The sequence below is a fragment of the Cellulosimicrobium sp. NPDC057862 genome, from assembly GCF_042797035.1.
Lineage (GTDB): Bacteria > Actinomycetota > Actinomycetes > Actinomycetales > Cellulomonadaceae > Cellulosimicrobium.
The window spans coordinates 185,988-205,250 of sequence record NZ_JBHVMH010000001.1; the positions used below are offsets into that span (position 1 = coordinate 185,988).

A 19,263-nucleotide genomic window follows, 5' to 3' on the forward strand; every position below is an offset into this window, starting at 1 on the left:
TTCCTTTCGCAGTGAGCTGCCGCAAGATGCGGTCGTGCCCCGAGCCGCTATGGCACAGTGACGAAACCAGCGTGAGTCGCGAGGCGACCTTCGTTCACTGCTGCGGTCAACGCGCGTTCGAGGCGTTCGCGTACCTTCGCACCCAGGCGCAGGATGCCGAACACCCGTGCTGTCTCGCGCAGGGCGTCGTCCGTCGTCATCCCGTGCGCACCGCGCACCGTCTCGACCATCGCGTTGCGAAGCTCGTGGTACGGGATATCTGCGATCTCACGCTTCTCGCCCGGGCCCGGCACCCGATAGGTGTCGTACGAGGTTGGATCAGATCCCGGCCAAGCGATCAGGTCGCCGTTGGGAGCTCTCTTCGCGAGGCCGCGCGGCAGGCGCTGAAGGATCTGCTCACGCCGACCCTCACGCACGCGGGCCAGATCGAACCGCGCCGCCACGACACGGGCCAGCCGCTCGACGAGCACAGGGCCCTCGACTCGCACCACCTCGACGAGCTCGTCGCGCAGCTTGGCACGAGAGGCACCGGAAGCATCGTCCAACATCCACGACGCGTGCCGCACCGTCGTCGCCGCCGGCGTGAACACGGGTCGTGACGGCGCGGCCGTCGACGGAGCCGGCGCCACGATGGCGGTGCTGCGCACGGGGACGGCGTCCCCCCTGGAACGCAGGTCTTCGATCGGAGCCTCCGGGCGTTCGAGCTCGAGCTCGACCACGCGCTCGCTCGGGATGCTCGATCCGAGGGCCGGCGGAGACCCCGCTGCCGCCGCTAGCGAGGGAGCATCCGGGTGCTGCTCCCGGGCGCTCTCCGCGGCCCCGACGATCGACGCGACCACTGGTCCGGGGTCGCGCACCCAGGTAGGTAGCCAGATCCTCTCGACGCGCGACCATCCCATCCGACCCGTGAGGACGGAAGTCGGAAGACCTTCGCGGTCACCCACGCTCGTGCGCTCCGCCCAGACCGGACCGTCGAGCATGACCGCGATCCAAGCGCGGTCGTCCCCGGCACGCACTGCGAGGTCGACGGTGAAGTCAGAAAGGCCGACACCCGTGCGCACCTCGAGCCCAGCCACCCGCAGTGCGTTCCCAACGTCCTCGAGGTGACGATCACGGGCATCGGCGCGTCGGAGCCCAGCGGACTCCACGCCGTTGCGAGCAGCGAGCAGGTAGTCCTTGAGATCGGCAAGACCCTTTGCCGTCGAGTTGGTCAGGTCGAGATCGTGAGGCTCGAACGAGCAGAACACGGCGACCTTCTCCTTGGCGCGTGTCACCGCGACGTTGAGGCGACGCTCGCCACCGGCTCTGCTCAGCGGTCCCCAGTTCAGCGGGACCTTGCCGCGGGCATCCTTCGCAAAGGCGAGCGTGAAGAGGATGATGTCGCGCTCGTCACCCTGCACGTTCTCGAGATTCTTGACGAAGAGCTTCTCCTCCTCACGAGTCAGGGCGTTCTCGACGAGGGAGTCGTGCTGTCTGACCTCCTCGAGGAGGTTGAGGATCAGCTCGCGTTGTTGGGTGTTGAAGGTGACGACCCCGATGCTCCGTCCGGCGTCCTCGACGAGGAGACGCTGCACCTCGGCAACGACGGCGGCCGCCTCGGCCCGGTTGACGCGTGCGGCGCCACGGCCGCCACCCTCCCAGTCGCCAGCGACGCGGTGGAGCTCGAGCGCTGGCGGACGGCCCGCGGTCACCGGCGGCGTGGGAAAGCTCGAGAGCCGACCCTCGTAGTAGTGGCTGTTGGAGAACGCGATGAGCGTCTCGTCCTTGGAGCGGTAGTGCCAGCTCAGCAGCAGTCGCGGCAGCCGTGACTCCACACCTTCAGAGAGGATCGACTCCAGGTCAGCGGGAACCGGCAGCGCGTCGTCGACCGGCCCGTCGTCGTCCTCCATGGCGCTCGCCGGACCGAACATCGAGGTCGGGGGCATCTGCTTCGAGTCCCCGACGATGACGACCGATCGACCGCGGCCCATCGCACCGATCGCCTCGGGTACTCGAATCTGGGACGCCTCGTCGAACACGACGACGTCGAAGTCGACCGCGTCGGCCGGCAGGAACCGCGCGACCGATGTCGGGCTCATGAGGAAGCACGGCGCCACCTGCGTGACGAGGGACCCGAAGCGGTGCAGCAGCTGGCGCACGGAGAGGCCACCGCGCCTGCGGCCGAGCTGCTGACGCAGCTCGGCGACCATGCCCGTGCGCGCCGCCGGGTCGAAGGTGCGGGCACGGACGATCCGTGCGGCGAGCTCCGCGGTCATGCGCTGGCGGACGTCGTCTCCCGTGCGGACGAACCGCTCGACCAGACGCTCCCGTTCAGCGTGGTCGAACCCAGACAGGCCGGTCGAGTCGAGTCGCTCGTCGAGCACCGCACGCGCGACACCCAGCCGGACCTGGTTCTCGACGTCGGCCCCTCGGAGTGCACCCGATCGGACCGACTCTGCGATGGCTCCGAGGCCTAGGGCGTCGAGGCGCGCGAGCGCCGAGCTCACGCGGAACCACCGCTGGAGCCGGATGAACGCTCCACCCGCCGCGTCCGCCGTCCAGCTCGGGACATCGTCGGCCATCGCACGACCGCGCGTACGCCCCTCGAGCCACCGGACGATGTCAGCGTCCGCGCTGCCCAGGACACGCGTGAACCCGGCCCACGCAGCGCCGAGCCGTCGGACCGGCTCCCCGGGCAGGAGCACGTCCTGCTGAGTGGTGCGGAGCAGCTCGTCAGTCACCTGATCGACGGTCTGGCGCGCGGCCTCCGCGTTCGACCGCCCGGCACCTAGCCTCGCGCGCAGATCTGCGGCCACCTCGAGGCCGTAGACGGCTCGATCGAGGACTGCGGCCTGCGCGTCGTCCAGCGGGTTCCACCCGTAGGGCACGCTGACGCCGGGAAGCGTCGAGACGTGCTGCACGAGGCCACGAGTCGCGTCACGCACGCCCACGAGGTCCCTTAGCACCGGCGTCAGCTGCTTGAGCGGGAAAGACGCTGGACTTCGCATGACGTTCTGCAGCTCTGCGAGGATCGCGAGCCGCCGCTTCTTCTTGCCGAAGATCTTCCCGTCGGCCTCGGTCGCACGTGCCACGTACACGTCAAGATCGACGTCGATCACCGCGGGTAGGAAGGCCCCGATGCGGGGGGCGTACGTCGCGCGGAGGTGTCCGACGGCGTCGCGCGCCTGATGTGCCTGTGTCCGCCAGGCAGGGGTGACGATCCGCGAAGCCTCAGCCGTACCGCGGCCCATGCCGCCTCTGGCCGCGTCGAGCCAGGTGGCGACGGCATCAGCCTCAGTCGGTGACTGCACGAACGCGGTTGCGGCCCGGAGGACGGGCCCCACGACATCCGCATCTGCGGTGACGAACTCCTGGAGCGCGTGCGCGATCGATCCACGGTCGAGGCGCGACGGGTCGAGCGCTCCCGCAAGGCGCCACGGCGCGTCGTCTGGTCGCACCCCGAGATCCAGCAGTGCGTTGCCCAGGTCACGGGCAACGTCGTAGACCTGCGTGAGCGGCGTCTGACCCATGACAACCTCGCGCGGCACCTCGACCGTCGGGACGTCGCTCCCACCGACGGCCTCCTCGAGCTCGAGGAGAACCTGGCGCGCGTCCCAGGCGGACAGGTCGGCTGGCCCGGCCTCGTGCACCTGCTCCGGATAGCGTGCGAGCGACTCGACGAGCGTCCGGTAGCTCGACCGCAGCGCCTCCCATGTCGAAGAGGAGCCTGCCTGAACCTCGAACGCGTCGCTGATCTGCTGCCGGACGGCCGTGGCCGTCTGGTTCTTCCCGTGCAGGTCGAGGCTCAGCGATCCGAGCCCGACGCTGTCGAGACGCTTCTTCACGACGTCGAGCGCCGCCTGCTTCTCGGCGACGAACAGGACCTTCTTGCCCTCGGCGAGGCAGTGCGCGACAAGGTTGGTGATGGTCTGCGACTTCCCCGTCCCGGGAGGCCCCTCCAAGATGAACGACTTGCCGGCGGCCGCCCAGCGGACGGCCTCGATCTGCGAACCGTCGGCGGGGATCGGCAGGTACGTAGTCGCCTCCGCTGCGGACTCTGGCGCGGGAGGTTCGATGTCGTCCACGTAGGGACGTCCCGGCGTCTCGATCAGATGCTTGACCGCGGGACGTTCCATGAACCGCGGCCAGCTGTCCCGAAGGTCGCGCCACATCTCGAGCGTCGAGAACTGCAGCAGGGCGAGGCGCGAGGTCTCCTCGACCCGGAACGTCATCGCCTTGGCGCGGAGCAACGTCGTTCGTACGGCTGCGAGAGCACCCGCGACGTCGATCCCGGACTCGTCCTCGCCGGGGTCGGTGAGCTCGGGGATCTCCAGGCCCCACGCGACGCGCAGCTTCTCGACGAGGCAGAAGTTCGGCTCCAGCGTGCGGGTGTCGTCGAGCTCGAGGGTGAACGCTGTACCACCTCGCCCGCCCGTGAGCCGTACGGGCATGAGGAAGAGCGGTGCTCTGCCCTCCTTGCTGCCGGTGGGTTCCCTCCACTCGAGAGTGCCGAGGGTGAGATAGAGGCTGTCCGTCCCGGTCTCTTCGAGGCTGGCCCTCGCCTTGCGCTGCAAGCCGCGCAGCTGGGTCGTGTACTGCCGCTCACCAACTGCGACGAAGAGCGCGTCCTCCTCGTCCATGATCCGTCGCAGTGCCTCAGGATCCACGTCCGCGGCCGTCCGAGCCCCCTGAGCACGGTGGATCTGCGCCAGCTCGTCATGCGGGGCAAGGACGATCCGGTGGTTCGCCGAGACCTTGTCCTCCAGCCGTGCGAGTCCCCCGGCGGGAACGTGCACGGGAAGGCTGGACGAGTCCTTCATCTTGAGGAGCGGGTTGACATACGTCATGTCGAGCAGCGCACGCTGCCATCGTTCGACCCGCGCGGGGATCGCCGGTGCGCCCGCGGCACCGGGAACCACCTGCGGGGTCGGCGTCCGACGGAGCGGCGTGGCCACCGCCTCACGGACGACCTCGACGACCCGCACGCCGCCTTCTGTGCGGATCGACGGCAGCGGCCTGACGCGGCGGTGCGCCGCGTGGACGTCGAGAAGGCTCTCGACCTTCGCAAGATCCTCGCGCCACCAGTGGCGCACGGCCCCGCGTGCGTCGTCGAAGGAGACACGCTCGTCACGGGCGCACAGAAGGGTGGTCTCGACGGCGTCGAACAGGTCGGAGTCCGCAACCGTGACGATCCCGCTGGGCTCGCTCACCGCGACCGACGGCAGCTCGCTGTCGTCGGTGAGGTAGCCGGCGAAGGCGTGCCCGTCGACGAGGGCGAGCACGGGGTGCACGCCCGCCTGCTCGAGCGCAGCTGCGAACGTACAGGCAAGGTCGAGGCAGGTACCCCGTCGCTCCTCGAGCACCTGGGCGTGCGTGCGGATGCGCTGACCGGTTCCTTCGAACGACGACGGCGCCTCCACGTAGGTGATCCGCCGCGCTGCCATCGCGTCGTAGATCGCCTCAGCGATCTGGTGCACCCGCTCTGAGCCTGACTGGTAGCCCTCGAGCGACGGTGACCCCGTGCGTTCCGCGAGCAGCGCGCTCGCTTCCGTGAGCAGCGTGACGACAGCAGGGTCGTTGGGACGGACAAAGGCCGCGAGGCTCTCGGGGATACCGACCGCCCACCACTCCTCGGCGGTGAGCAGCCGCACGTCAGCGGAGTCGCGGACCTGGGCCGCCGGGCGCGAGGGGATGCTCGCAGCAGACCCGCCGATCGAGACCGTGAGATGGATGCCCGTGAGGACCGCCTCGTCGAGAGTCACGAACGGAGCAGGGCTCAGCCGCCAGGCGCGCTGGTGTGCGGGGATCTCGGCCTCTGCGCCAGACTCGACCGTACCCACGTCGATCGTCAGCGGCGCGGCCACAGGTGTTTCGACGAGCGAGGGCGGGGTGTCGAGCTCGAAGGCAAGGACGACCTCGTCCACCGGGTGGTCACCGCGGTTCACCACGAGGACCCCGGCGATCGCCGACACCCGGTTGTGGACGAGTGCGTAGTTGATCGCCTCGCGGAAGTAGACGACGACGTCCAGCTCGTCCACCCGGGCCGAAAGCCGCCCCATGCCGTTGGGCACGTCACCGCTGAGGGGAACCTGGACGGCGCGCCCCGGCGTAGTCGCCGAGTCAGGAGCCTCGGCCTCGGTGACTACGGTGGGGCCTTCCGCAGGGCTGAGGGTCCCTGAATGGGCACCGGCGTCCTCGCGAACTTCTGAGGCCGCCTCCGCGGTCTCCCCTGGACGATCGCCGAGAGCCTGCAGCGCCGTGAGCTGCTCCACCACCGCGTCCAGCTCCAGCGACTCCGCAAGGAGTGTCATGGTGTCAAGAGCGCGGTCCGCCTGCGGCCGCGAGACGCTCGTCGAGTGCGCCGCCCTGTTGGACGCCTGGACGAGCTCGTCGATCCACGCGCGCTGAGACGCATCGATGTCGGTGAAGACACCGCGCTCGAAACGCAGGACTCGTAGCAGCAGACGCGGGTCGGCAGCGTCAGCCCGATGCGGTCGGCCGAGGCGGACGGTCTCCTTCGCCTCGTAGAGAGGTACCCACGGCTTGCCGTGCGCCGCACGCGTCATCCGCTCGTCGATGAACGGCCGGAGCGCACGGCCGAGCTCGTCGAGCCCTCTGACCTGCCGTTCCTTGTCAGTCAGCTTGGTCGCAAGCGTGTCCACCCGGTCCATCCTGCGTTCTCCCTCGTGCCAACGGGCACCAGGGCGGCCGTTCCACCCCCTGGGTGCCCGGGCGAAGCATCCCAGAGTGCACCAGCACAGCGACACCAGGGACCGGGTGAAATCCGTATCGCTCGACCCGCCCGGGCTACGGTCCTGGTCCTCAGAGAGGCATACGTCCGGCGAGGTCGTCGAGCCGATCGAGAACCTGCTTCGCGAAAGCCAGATCCCCCACCCAGTTGAGCTCGTCGTTGGTGCTCGATACCGATGAGCTCACCGCCGACAGCTCGCTGTCGATCGATTCGAGCAGCGTGATGATGCGCTCGTTCTGGTCCAGGAGCTCTCTCAAGAGACTCTCGACCTCGCTCATCACTCCCCCTCAACCCTGCATCGTGGGAAGAAGCTCGCTGCGCTCCCCGCTCCACAGCACCGCCAGCTCGTCCCGGGCGCGCGTCGACGCCACGTACAGCAGCGACCGCTCCCGTAGGAGTGCGTCCTGCTTCTCCGCCTCCGGCAGCTTCTCGAGGTGGTGCATCCCCGGGACAGAGTCGGCGCTCAGACCGAAGAGCAGGACGCGCTTGAACTCCATGCCCTTCGACCGGTGCATCGTCATGATGACCGGCTTGCCCTTCTCGGCCGGCGCGTCGTTCGCGACGAACCGCGTCTCGACGCCGCGCTCGAGGAGTGCCCGCTGCAGCTTCTCGGCGTCCCACTTGGTGTAGACGAGGATGCCGGTCGTCTCGGGTGCACCGTCATCTGCCGTCCACCCCCTGATGATCTGCGCCGCCTTCTCGTACTCGTCGACCAGGGAGGACGCCGCTACGGCGACAGGGACTGGCCCGCTGCGCGCGGACCGATAGCCCGCGCTCGTCGCGGCCTCGGCGTCCATGTCCACGAACTCGGCATTCTGCAGCACCCCGACAGCGAACTGCAGCACCTGCGCAGTGGTGCGGTAGTTGAGGGTCAAGCGGCGAGACCGTCCTCGCACGTTGATGTCGTACTTGCTGAGGACGATCCGCTGCCCGTAGATCCGTTGCTGCGAGTCTTCGGCGAGGAACAGGTCGTTCCTGCCCGGAGCGACGAGCGCTCGGAGGAACTTCAGGCGCGTCGGACCGAGGTCCTGGCCCTCGTCGACCAGGACGTGGTCTGCGAGCCGACCTTCGCCGGAGTCAGCGCGTTCGTCCAGGTACGTCGCGGCGATCATCGCCTTCTCGTCGAAGTGCGTCGATCCCGCCGCGGCGGCGGCCGAGCGGAAGGCCTCGACGACGTCCCAGATCGCGTTGCGGCGCGCGCGGTCGAGCGCGACGCCGCGTCCCGGGCGACGGACTCGCAGGTATGCCTCACGGGTCGTCACGCGGTTGGGGAGGATCACCGTCTCGTACTCGGTCGCGAGGAACGCCTCGGTGCGCAGCTCCGCGGGCAGAGCGCTCTGGGCCGCTCCCGCCGCGGTGTCCCACGCCGCCTTCGCCGTCGGTTCGAGGACGTGCGGACTACGCTCGCCGAGCACCTTCGCCACGGCGCCCGGGCCTTGCTCCGAGCTGCCGATGCGGCTCTCGGCGGAAGCCAGCACGCGGCGCGCGAGAGCGTCGACGTTGGCGACGACGATCCCGGGCTCACCGAGCTTCTGCGCGATCGTCAGCTCAGGATCGAGCAGTCGAAGGTTCTCCTCGAGGGAAGCCGCAAGAGTCTTGTTGAACGTGGTGAGGATGATGCGGGACGTCGGGTCCTGCTTCGCGAGATGACGCGCTCGGTGGAGCAGCACGACCGTCTTCCCGGTCCCTGCACCACCGGAGAGCCGGTACGGGCCGTTCCAGTCACCGACGGCGTAGCGCCGCTGCTCGGGGTGCAGGAAGACCCGCCACCTGCCGAAGTCGGTGCTCTCGATGGCGGCTCGCAGGTCAGCGTCGTCCTCGATGAAGGCGAACTCGAGGCGTGCTGCGGGATGCTGGAGCGCCGCGAGCAGATCGTCGTCGTCCTCGCCGCTGGTCTCGGTGGTGGCACCGATCCCCAGCTTCGCACGCACCTCGTCGAGCGGCGTGCCGGTGGCGAGGTCGAGCAGCGCGAGTCCTTGCCACTCCGCGGGCGCGTGCTCGACGAGCGCCATCACCTCGTCCTCGGTGCGTGCGGTGACAGCACGACGGGCGATCCGCGGCTCGATGCCGAGGGACTCGAGCGTCTCTGCCGTGATGTCCCAGGCGGAGAGCAACGGGAACCGCTCTGCCGGTGTCTCGTCGACAGCCTTCTCCACCGACGCCGACACCTGCTCGGTCTCGACGACCGCAGGCGCCGACTGCTCGTCCGCGAGGATCAGCTCGGCGATGCCGTTCCGTGGGTTGATCTCCAGGGTGACCTTCTTGGCGAAGGCGATCGCGTCGTCGTGCGGGTACGTACCGAGGTAGACGTAGTGCGCCTCGCTCTGTTGTCCCTGGACCTTGACGAGGACGGCACGCCAGAAGTCGCTGACCCGCCCGGTACGGACGCGCGGGTCCTTGGTGCCGTTGATCGGCTCGATGTGCAGGCCCGGGACGGTGTCGTCCTGCTGAAGCTTGGCGAGGAAGGCGTAGGCCGCCTTCTGCGCTGCCCCGTCGAGCTTGGCCTGCGGCTGCGGTCCGAAGACGATCTGCGGCATCAGTCGTTACCCCTCGTCAGTGCGGTGCGGAGCGCGCCGGCGTCGGCTGCGACGACGACCCACCCCTCGGTCTCGATGTCGGCGACATCGCCATCGGTCAGATCATCGTGCATGGCGGTGACGTGCAGCTCCGGCCAGGCCAGGGACAGCGGGACGCCGTCAGCGGTCTCGTGCCCGAGCGACGGTGTGCCGACCCCGTCGCCGGCCAGGTCGGCGAGAGCGGCGAGCAGCTCTCTCTCGTGGTCGAGCGCCTCGACGTAGACCTCGTGCCACGGGTGCCCGGAGGGCACCGCGGCATGCAGGTCGGCGACCGGCACGACAGCGTCCGTCGGAGAGGGCTCAGGGCGGCCCTCGACGAGCGCGGTGCGCGACGTGATGACTGTCGCGTCGAGACGGGGTCCCAGGAGGTTCGACAGGCGGAGCCACTCGCGCCAAGCGGCCTTGTGGCTCTCGTCGGCGACAGCGTCGTCCGAGTCGTCCAGGACCACGGCGACCTCGAACGTCGACGTGGCCAGCTCGACCATGCGGACAGCCAACGCCACGGCACCGGAACGCCAGACACCACCGACGGCCGTCGTGGACGGCGAGGGCAGGCCGTCCAGGACGTCGCGCGCCGCCATGGAGAGCTGTCCGGTTGCTGGGACTGGACGATGCTGCGCGGAGGGAAGCGCAAGCATCGGCAGCCACTTGCCGAGCCGTTCCCGCGCGGTCGGCTGCGGACCCTGGAGCCAGTCGAGCAGCATCTCGAGCGGACCTGTCTCGACGAGGGCGAGCGCGGCTGGCGAGAGCTGGTCCTTGGCCTGTGCCAGCACCATCTCGCGTGCCCCGGGCATGAGCCATGGTGGCCTCGGCGACGACGCCTGCGACGAGTCCGCGGCGCCGAGGTCGGTCCACGTGAGCGCGAGCACCTGCAACCCGTGGTCGCGCAGGTTCCGCCGCTTCTGCGCGTCGTCGGCGATGCGGTTGACGGCGGGGCTCGCGTGGTAGAGCCAGCCGTCGAGAAAGATCGCCGTGTCCGGCACGTCCGGGCGCTCGCTCGTCAGGACGAAGTCTGGCTTCGCCCCGGCGACGTACTGCTGCGGTTCGAGGCGCCAACGTGCACCCCCGCCCAGGGTGATACGCCACGCGCTCCCGAGGTGCGTCGGCTGCTCGACGACGGTTGCGCCCATCGTCTTCAGGCGTTCACGCAGCACCTCGCGAAACTTCTGCTCCAGCTGAGACTCGGGATCAGGCGCAGGTGGCTCGTCGGTGGTGACGGACCAGGCGACGTCGTCGGGGATGCTCACCTGTTGCGGATCGACCGCTCCTCCCGCGCCATGGTTCCCGCTGTCACCGCTGAGGAGGATCGTCCTCAGGTGCCGCTCCGCTGCGGCCCGCGAGGTCCGCTGCACCTCGTTCCCCGACGCGAACGGCAGCAGGCAACGGTCGCACGCGAGCTTGTTCTCCTGCTGGCACGAGCAGTCTCGCAGGATCTCCCACGCGCGCCGCAGCATGTGCCACACGATCGTCGGGTCTGCGAGCTCGGTGAGGTAGCCGGTACCGCCTGGGACCCGGTCGTGGAGCAGGAGGGCGTAGTGGTTGTCGCCGCCGTCGCTGAGAGTAGGGTCGACGACGGTCGTGACGTCGAGGTGGTCCGGGGCCCCGCCGATCCGCTCCCGGAGCGCGAGCAGCAGCGCTGCGCTGAGGCTCGGCAGCGCGAAGTCGTCACCGAGCGTCACGGATGTGGGCAGGCGCATCACGAGGCCCTCTGTCCGCAGCGTCCGTGACAGCGCGATGCTCGTCGTACGCTCGGTGTCGGCCTTGCGCTGCGGGCACCAGGGGCGGTGCTCGCTCGCGCGGTTCGCCCCCGTGGCGGTGTCGAGCTTGCCGCAGACGGCGCACACGCGGAACAGCGCGGCGTCGACCGCCTCGCCGCCGATCACGTGGGTGCTCCCCCGCGCCGCGGCGCGGCCGAGGTTGAGCCACCGGATCGAGACGTCGCGCAGGTGCTTGGCTCCGAACCCGTAGCCATCGACGAACCACTGTCGCGTCACCCGGGTCGGGTCGATGTCGGCGAGCGTGAGGACGGTGAAGCGCTCACGGTTGCGCTCGTCGCGCCGGTCGTCGATCGCGGCCTCCTCGCGGCGCAGCATGGACGACACGGCCCGCAGCTCGACGACCTCGAGGCGCTGGTCCACGTCCGTGATGGCGATGCTCCCGCACCGGGGGCACGGCGGCACCGCGGCGGCCTGGACGCCGGTCTCGCCGACGTCGAGCACGTAGCCGCAGTCGTGGCAGCAGGCCCAGGTCCGCACAGCCTCGTCGTCGCGCCCCAGCTCGACGGCGTCGATCTCGATCGCGTACCCCCGCGCGTAGAACGTGGCACCGGGGGCGAAGTCGCGCAGCGCGAGGGACGAGCCGCGCTCGATGACGAGCGGCTCGTTGTGGAACTCCTGCGTGTCCGGGTCCACCCACGACAGGGCGACCTCGAGGGACACCGAGTCGTCGAGCAGGGTGTAGTTGGGGAACAGCCCGAACTCCTCCAGCACGCTCACCCAGTACTCCCCGCGCAAGTCGGAGAGCTGACGACGCGCGAGGCCCAGTGCCGCCCGGGCAGTGCGGTGCTCCCGTTCGTCGTCCTTGGTCGCGGCGGTCGAGCGGGCCTTCTGCTCGAGCTCCGGCATCACCTTCTGGATGTCCGCCACCCGGTGGTTCAGCGACTCGACCCGGCCGAGCCACGTGGCCGACGCCGCGTGGCAGCGTCGCGCGAGCCAGCTCGTCCCCGGCAGGTCGCCGTCGCGCGTCGCCCAAGCGCGCAGGCGCTCGGCAACCTGCGCTCGCAGGTTCGGGAACGCGCCGAGGAACGCGGCCAGGTGGGCGCCGGAGCTCTCCTCCGCCTCGGCGATGATCTCGCCGAGGTACGATCCCGGCTCCGTCGTGCCCAGCGCCTCTGCGGCAGTCTTCGGGTGCGGGCCCCCCGGGCGACGTGCGAGGACGTCGGCCACCGAGGCAAGGTACTGGCGCTGCAGGATCTCCTCGGCGTCCAGGTACGTCGCGGGTGGGCGCACCTGGCCGTTGACGATGCTCAGCGGCTCCGCGAAGCGCGGCAGCTGGTCGCCGCGACCGGCGACGAATGCGAGAGCGAGGGCGTTGCCCGTCAGGCGCCCTGCTCGTCCCACGCGCTGCAGGTACGACGACACGCTGCGCGGCAAGGACGCCAGCATGACGGCCGAGAGGTCACCGATGTCGATGCCCATCTCCAACGTGGGCGTGGCGACGAGGACGTTGGGGGCGTCCGCAGCCGGCTCGCTCGCCTTGAACTGCTGCTCGTAGTGCAGCCGGACGTCGTCCGGCAACAGGCTGGTGTGCTCACGTGCGACGACGCGCCGGATGTCGCTCGCCTCGTACATCCGCCGGTAGAAGTTGTCCTCCACGGCGCGACGCCGCAGCCGCCCGGTGCACCTCGCCACGAGGCACGGACAGCCCTCGAGCTGGTCGACCACCTGGACGGTTCCCGGGGTCTCGGACCGGCACACGTCGCACGCGAGGCGCAGCCGGCCAGTCTGCAGGTCGGCGAGCTCGGCGGGCTCGACGACGACCGAGGTCGGTGCGAGGTGGTACGTCGTCGCACCCGAGGACGAGATCAACGTACCGACGACGTCACGGCTCGCCAGCTTCTGGAAGAGCAGGCGCGCGAGCGTCGGCGCGTCGGCACGCTCGACCCCGAGGCACTTGGTGGCCCACCGCGCGTACCAGCCCTGCGCCGCGCCGATCGGGTCGAGGTCCGAGTCCTTGGCCGCCGGCCCGCCCCCGATCCGGGGGAAGCCGGGCGCGCTGCTGCCGCGGCCGAAGCCCGGCATGCCCTCGGCGCGCAACCGCCCGCCGGTGATCGACCAGCGGTTGCCGTCCTCCTGCCGGAACCTCGTGAACCATCCGTGGTCGATCGCGCCTCGCGTCCGCATGCGCTCGACCACTCCACGCGCCCAGGCGACGAGCTCGCGGTCCGTGGGAGCGAACACCTCGAGCACGTCCTGCACGTTGCCCTCGGCAAGCACGTCCCTGGCCGCCTGGAGCAGGATCTCCGGGGCGACCTCGACCTCGGCGACGACGCTGCCGGTGAGCTCGAGCGTGCGCCCGACGCCGGAGCGGAGGCCGAGCTCGAGCTCGATGTCGAGCAGCAGCCGCTTGGTGACACGCTTGCGCACGGCGGAGGTAGCCGGGGGAAGCGTGGCCTTCTGCCAGAACGGCGCGAACTTCTCCCGATCGGCGAGCGCCGGCGCGAGGATGCGGTAGCGCTTGTCCTGCTCGTCCCCGGCGAGCTCGACGACGGTGCGCGCGAGGCTGTCGAGGTCGGTGCGTCCGTGCCCGATCGCCTCGCGCAGCACAGCGCGGAGCGTCAGGGCGTGGGATCGCGCCTGGACGAAACCCGCGCGGTGGGCCGCGTCCTGCACGCTGTCGGTGAAGACGAGCGCCTTCTTCTCGGTCGGGCTCAGCCCTTCGGTGCCGAAGAGGCCGGAGAGCGTCACGGAGAGAAGGGTCGCGATGGCCGACCCGAGGAACCGGATGCCGTCGGGCTGCTGGCACGACGGGCAGACGTCGTCGGCAGACGCCTTGCCGGCGTCCTCGCCGCGGTGCGTGAGGACCGGAAGGACGCCGCCCTGCTCCATGCTTACGTCGTCCGGACGCTGGTGCACGAGCCGCCGCTCCTGGACGACGAGCCACGCGAGGTCGTCGACCTGCTCGCCGGCCGCAGCCCGCTGGTCCTCCTCGAGCGCGTGCACGAGAGGGCGGAACCGCTCGTCGCGGCGCAGGTGCCGCTCGCGGATCCCGCTGTCCTCGGTGTCGAGGTCGGCGCCCGTCGGCGCGAGAGCGACGCCCCAGCCGGACCGGCCGCAGTGGCGGCAGTAGATCGCGGGGAACGTCGGCGTCGCGGCGCCGTCGCCCTCGGCGCCGGCGTCGAGCACGACGCCGTCGTCGCCCCAGCGAAAGCTCGCCGTGTTCGATGCCGCGCGGTCGATCCGCGTCAGCTCGCGCACCCACAGGTGGACGTCTACCGACAGGGCGCGTCGACCGTTCACGACCCGCAGGTGGCTGAGTGCGGACAAGACCGCGGAGAGGAACGGCTCGCCGTCGTCGTCTCCCTCCACGCCGACACCGCGATCGAGGACCTCGCGCGCCAGGTCGGAGAGCGGGACGGCGTCCCGGGCGGCGTCGGCCAGGCGCTGGACGAGCGGGTGCGCCTTCGCAAGGTCGAGGAGCAACGCTCCGTCGGCCTCGCCGAGCTCGGGAAGGGGCCAGTCGGACAGCACGACGTCGGTGTCGTACGCCCCCGCCGGCGGCACCCGGTACAGGTGCCTCAGGACCTCCCTGGTGAGGTGGTCAGGATCAACGGCTCCAACCGCCTCGTCGTCGAGCGCTTCGAGGACCTGCCGCGCGACGACGTGGTCGACGGCGATCGGACGCAGGTCGCGCAGGCGGACGATCTCTGCGGCTTCCCCGACCCACTCGTCGAGCGCGAGCCGGGACTCCGTGACCACGGCGTCGGGCCCGAAGGGGACGCCGAAGACCGTCTCTGCGAAGGAGAGCATCGCTCCCGGGTCGCCCTTGTCGCCGAGGGTGGCCGAGGTCGCGACGGGAGTGACACGGCCGAGCGGACGCTCACGCTCCTCCGCGGTGAAGGGTTCGTCGTCGGACCAGTGGCTCTTGAGGGTAAGGCCGAGGCGGCGCAGGAGCATCGCGACGTCGGTTCCCTGCGCGCCGTCGTAGGTGTGGAACTCGTCGAGGACGAGGTACTGGAGACTGCGCGCGCTCTGCTGCCAGATCTTTGCGTCCTTCTCTCGCAGGAGCATCTGGTCGAGCATCTTGTAGTTGGTGAGCAGGACGTCCGGCGCGGTGTCGCGGATGGCATCGCGCGAGGTGATCAAGCCCTCGTCGTTCACCATGCTGCGCTCGGGTCCGTCCTGCCCCGTGAAGAGCGCCGCAGTCACGCCTCCGAGCGCCGGGTAGCGAGTGATGAGCCCTGCGAGGCGCTTCGCCTGGTCGTTGGCGAGGGCATTCATCGGGTAGAGGATGATCGCCTTGGTCCCACCGGCGCCCGCGCGCTTCGCGCGCAGCACGTGGTCGAGGATCGGGTAGAGGAACGCCTCCGTCTTGCCGGAGCCGGTGCCCGTAGTCACTATCGTCGGTTCCGGGCCGCGGTGGCCCGGGCCCAGGTCGAGGCTGCTGAGGCGGCGGAACGCCGCTGCCTGGTGCCCGTAGGGCGGGAAGCCCTCGTGCCACTCGAGACTGTCGCGCCAGCCGTCGTCGGCCGCGCGGAACGGCAGGCGGAGCCGGACGAACGGGCCACGGAACATCCCCGTGCTCGGCGCTGTGAGGAACTCCTCGAGGACGTCCCGCGTGTCCGGGTCCGCGAGCGAGAACGTCGTCCCGAGGTACTCGACGAGGCTGGACCGCAACGACGCGGCCTGAGACACGGGGAGGAGCTCGCTCACAGGGGACATCGTGGCAGACGACGCACCCGCCGCGGCGGGTCGGCTCACCAGGATCCCTCGACCGTGGGGCGAGATTCACCCCAGGCCGAGCGCCACGCACGGTAGTTCTGTCGGTACCCTGACCGCGCCGATCGCGCTCACGCGGAGGCCTCCGCGTGAGTCGCATCAGACAGGTGGTAGAACGTCTTGAGGAAGCTCAACACCGTTGTCCTCGTGGCGACGCTGGCGGCGGCGATGAGCAGTTGCTCGACCGGCTACGACATCGGCGACGACACGCGCCCCGAGGTCGAGCATGTCGGGCCGGACACGGGTCCCGAGGACCCCTGCGCCACCGGCGAGAACGTCCCTGAGCACTGCTACAGCGACACCGAGGGCGACGCCCCGTGGGGCGAGGCTGTCGTCGCCCCGGATCCTCGCTGGTCTTGCGGCTTCTCCGTGACCTACAACGACGACTGGCACGACGACGTCGTGTGCAGCAACGGTGTCGAGTCGGTTCGCCCCTACCTGCGGGAGTGGGACGACTTCGTGACCGAGGACGAGATCATGGAATCGGCACTCGAGTACGAGGCGTACCTCAACGGGAGCTGATCAGGTCCGAAGGTAGTCACCGACCGCCAGCTCGCCTGGCCTCATGATCACAGCCCACACGGCGGGCGGATTGGCGCTTTTCGCGTGCTCGCTGTGCCTCGAATAGCCGCAGTCTCGGTGGCGGCCGAGCGTTGCTGCGGCGAAAGCCCGCGCCCTGGACGTAGCGACGGGGGACGAGTCCGGGTGAAATACCGGTTGCCTTGTCGCGCTCAGCCCCGTATTCGACGATCGGCCCCGAAGTCCGCGGCTAGTGTGGCCACGCTCAACTTCGAAGGAGTCGGTGTGAGATCTGGCAAGGACCAAGACCAGGAAGCGACGCATTCCGGCACGAAGGGCCGCCGGAAGAGTGGGGTGGCTGAGGACCCCACGATGGATCCCACGCCCCTGCTCGACGCGGCGAGAACGGAACGGGAGCGGATCGGCCGTTTCAACCTCGCGATCGTCGGTGGAACCGGCGTCGGGAAGTCCTCCCTGCTGAATGCGATCTTTGGCGAGGACCGCGCGGAGACGGGCGTCGGCATGCCGGTCACCAAGGGCATCACCTATCACGTCGACGAAGCGCATGCCCTCGGCATCTGGGACTTCGAGGGATTCGAGATCGGCTCGCAGGTCGACCCGGCTCAGCGCATCCGGCAGAACCTGCAGACCATCGCGGCCGGACCGCCCGAGCAGCAGATCGCGGTCGTCTGGTACTGCGTGCTGTCGACGTCCAGCAGGCTCACGCAGCCCGACATCGACATGATCCGGGCGTTCGCCGCGGACGGCCTGCACGTCATCGTCGTGCTGACCAAGGTGGCGCGCGTCAAGAACCACCTGACCAACAAGTGGACGGTGTCCGACGACGCGGCGAAGATGCTCGCGTTCCTCGCCGACCCGGATGGAGCGGACGGACGAGGCGAGCCTCTCGACCTTCCCGTGGCGGCGACCGTCCTCACGGCGGCAGTCGACCAGGGCAAGTTCGGCGGACCGCAGCACGGGCTCGCTGAGCTTCTGACCACGACGCTCGACCTGTCACGGGACAGCGCGCAGGACGCCTTCAGGGTGGCGCAACAGCTCTCGCTCCCGATGAAGCGCGAGCTCGCGCGACGGGCGATCAGGACCGCGGTGGCCAGCTCTGTCACGGCTGCGATGGTGCCGATCCCTTTCGCCGACGCCGTCGCCCTGGCACCGATCCAGCTCGGCATGATGGGCAAGATCTCGGCGGTGTACGGCATTGATCTCAAGGTCGTGTTCTCCGCGCAAGCGCTCGCGCAGCTCGCGACCCAGTTCGCCGGCAGAGCCCTGGTCCGGAGTGCGCTCAAGGTCATCCCGGGGATCGGCTCGGTCATCAACGCATCGGTCGCAGGTGCGCTGACTGGGGCCTCCGGCGAGGCCTGGATGCGCCTGTGCGAGGCGATCCACACGGGCGCCATCCAGCTCGACAACATCGAGAGACTCTGGCGTGAGTACGAGCCCAGCGCCATGCAGATCCTCACGGAGTTCCTGAAGACGAAGGGCCGGTCGGCAAGCCGGTAGAGACTGCCCCGCAGATTCACGGACGACAGGACCGAAGGATGATCGCTCCTCCTCGATGGATAGTGCACGAGACGGCGGACACCCACCTCAGTGCGGCGCTCAGCCCTTTCTTCGACGACCTAGGCGACAGCGAGCTCGAGCGTTCTGGGTCGGATCAGATCGTGCGGGTTCCGCGGATCAGGTTGCGCCCGCTCCTTCCTACCTCCTTCGCCTCCGACGCGCGCGGGAGCTGGTTCGCCCATGGATCACCGGTCCAGGTCGTGCTGGGCCTCGACGACGGCGTGGTGACGGTCGCGCCGGCAGGGCGGGACGTCTGCTACTTCGACCCGGCCGATGCGGAGCTCACGGTCCAGATCAGCGCGGCGACCGGCACCCTCGAGGACGTCGCTCGTGCCATCGAGCAGATGCTCGCCGTCGAGCGCTCCCGCAGACTCTGGTGCACGGACTGCGGCAGCTTCGGAAGAGCGTCGGGCACGGTGGGGCTCTGCACGGAGTGCGAGGACGTGGCGCGCGGAGTGCTCGGGTGACGCGGCGAGCTTCGCGCCGCGGTCGCGCACGACGTGGCAGCGCCGAGGTGCTCCTTCACTCGATCGACGACGTTCGCGCTGCCGTCGGACGCGAAGACCTGCCTGGGCTCGAGGACGCGCTGCAGAGCTCGGCGGAATGGGACATCGCCATCGACATCGCAGATGACGGGCTCGTCGTCAGGATCGGACGGATCGGTACCTGGCTCGAGTACCCGTTCTCGCTGGACGATCTCTGGGCCGCGGTCACCGACGGCGACAAGTGCGCCGACTCGACGACCTCCGACGACCGCTGAGCTGCTCGGTCCGAAGCGCGGGTCCGTTCAGCAGTCGTCGAACCGCCACTGGTCGTCCTCGTGCACCCACGGTTGCAACGCGATCTCGCCGCTCATCGCACCCTCGCCGAAGCCATACGACACCACGGCTAGCGTGCCGTCGATCCGATCGACGACGACGTCCTTCGCCGTGGGACGAAGGCTCCCCTCCGGGAAGTTGATGTCCTGCGCCATAAGAGTGCCCAGGAATCCGTTGCGCGCGTCGTCGTTCGCCTTGCACCGCTCGGACCACAGCTTGGTGTAGGCAACGTCCCAGTCGCCTGCGAAGTATGCGTCCGTGTACTCGGTGACCGCTTGCACCAGCTCTACTTGAGCGTTGTCGCTCGGGGCGGGCTGGGTAGTGTCCTCCGTCGGTTCCGACTCGGCCGCCGGTTCGGCGGAAGCGGTCGTCGTCGATTGTTCGGCTGGCGCTTCGGCCCCGGACGACGGCCCCTCCTCTTCCCCGACGACGATGTTCGGAACGCAGGCGGTCAGGAACGCGAGGGAGACGACGGCGAGCGCGGGCAGTGCTGCAACGCGAGAGGGGTGCATGGAGTGCTTTCAGGCTGGAACTGATCGGAGGGG

General features: G+C 69.6%; 9 protein-coding genes. 4 read left to right on the plus strand and 5 right to left on the minus strand.

From position 1 onward, the window contains the following. Positions 1-47: 47 nt before the first annotated feature. From ACFVN3_RS00835 to ACFVN3_RS00850, 4 genes are all read right to left on the minus strand, one after another. A complete protein-coding gene (locus tag ACFVN3_RS00835) occupies positions 48-6,650 on the minus strand; it encodes a DUF4011 domain-containing protein (RefSeq protein ID WP_378229582.1) in 6,603 nt (2,200 codons plus the stop codon). Positions 6,651-6,801: 151 nt separating this feature from the next. Continuing rightward, positions 6,802-7,008 (minus strand): hypothetical protein, encoded by a 207-nt coding sequence (locus ACFVN3_RS00840; RefSeq protein WP_378229584.1) that lies wholly within the window; start codon positions 7,006-7,008, stop codon positions 6,802-6,804. Positions 7,009-7,017: 9 nt separating this feature from the next. Next, positions 7,018-9,267: a 3'-5' exonuclease gene (locus ACFVN3_RS00845; protein ID WP_378229586.1), complete on the minus strand. Its 2,250-nt coding sequence runs from the start codon at positions 9,265-9,267 to the stop codon at positions 7,018-7,020. Next, positions 9,267-15,737, minus strand: a complete 6,471-nt coding sequence (locus ACFVN3_RS00850) for a DEAD/DEAH box helicase (protein ID WP_378229588.1) — start codon at positions 15,735-15,737, stop codon at positions 9,267-9,269. Before ACFVN3_RS00850 ends, ACFVN3_RS00845 begins: the two co-directional genes overlap by 1 nt. A gap of 213 nt (positions 15,738-15,950) precedes the next feature. On the opposite strand from ACFVN3_RS00850, the gene ACFVN3_RS00855 reads away from it, so the two are divergent. The 4 genes from ACFVN3_RS00855 to ACFVN3_RS00870 all read left to right on the plus strand — a co-directional run bounded on the left by ACFVN3_RS00855 (position 15,951) and on the right by ACFVN3_RS00870 (position 18,660). Further along, entirely contained in the window at positions 15,951-16,325 is a 375-nt protein-coding gene (locus ACFVN3_RS00855; protein ID WP_378229590.1) for a hypothetical protein, read from the plus strand. 369 nt (positions 16,326-16,694) lie between these two features. Next, a complete protein-coding gene (locus tag ACFVN3_RS00860) occupies positions 16,695-17,840 on the plus strand; it encodes a DUF697 domain-containing protein (protein ID WP_378229592.1) in 1,146 nt (381 codons plus the stop codon). Between the two features lie 38 nt (positions 17,841-17,878). After that, positions 17,879-18,367, plus strand: a complete 489-nt coding sequence (locus tag ACFVN3_RS00865; RefSeq protein ID WP_378229594.1) for a hypothetical protein — start codon at positions 17,879-17,881, stop codon at positions 18,365-18,367. Between the two features lie 47 nt (positions 18,368-18,414). Further along, positions 18,415-18,660: a hypothetical protein gene (locus tag ACFVN3_RS00870; protein WP_378229596.1), complete on the plus strand. Its 246-nt coding sequence runs from the start codon at positions 18,415-18,417 to the stop codon at positions 18,658-18,660. A 27-nt stretch (positions 18,661-18,687) separates the two neighbouring features. On the opposite strand, the gene ACFVN3_RS00875 is transcribed toward ACFVN3_RS00870, so the two are convergent. After that, on the minus strand, positions 18,688-19,230 hold the full coding sequence (locus ACFVN3_RS00875) for a hypothetical protein (protein ID WP_378229598.1): 543 nt from the start codon (positions 19,228-19,230) through the stop codon (positions 18,688-18,690). Between the last annotated feature and the right edge of the window lie 33 nt (positions 19,231-19,263).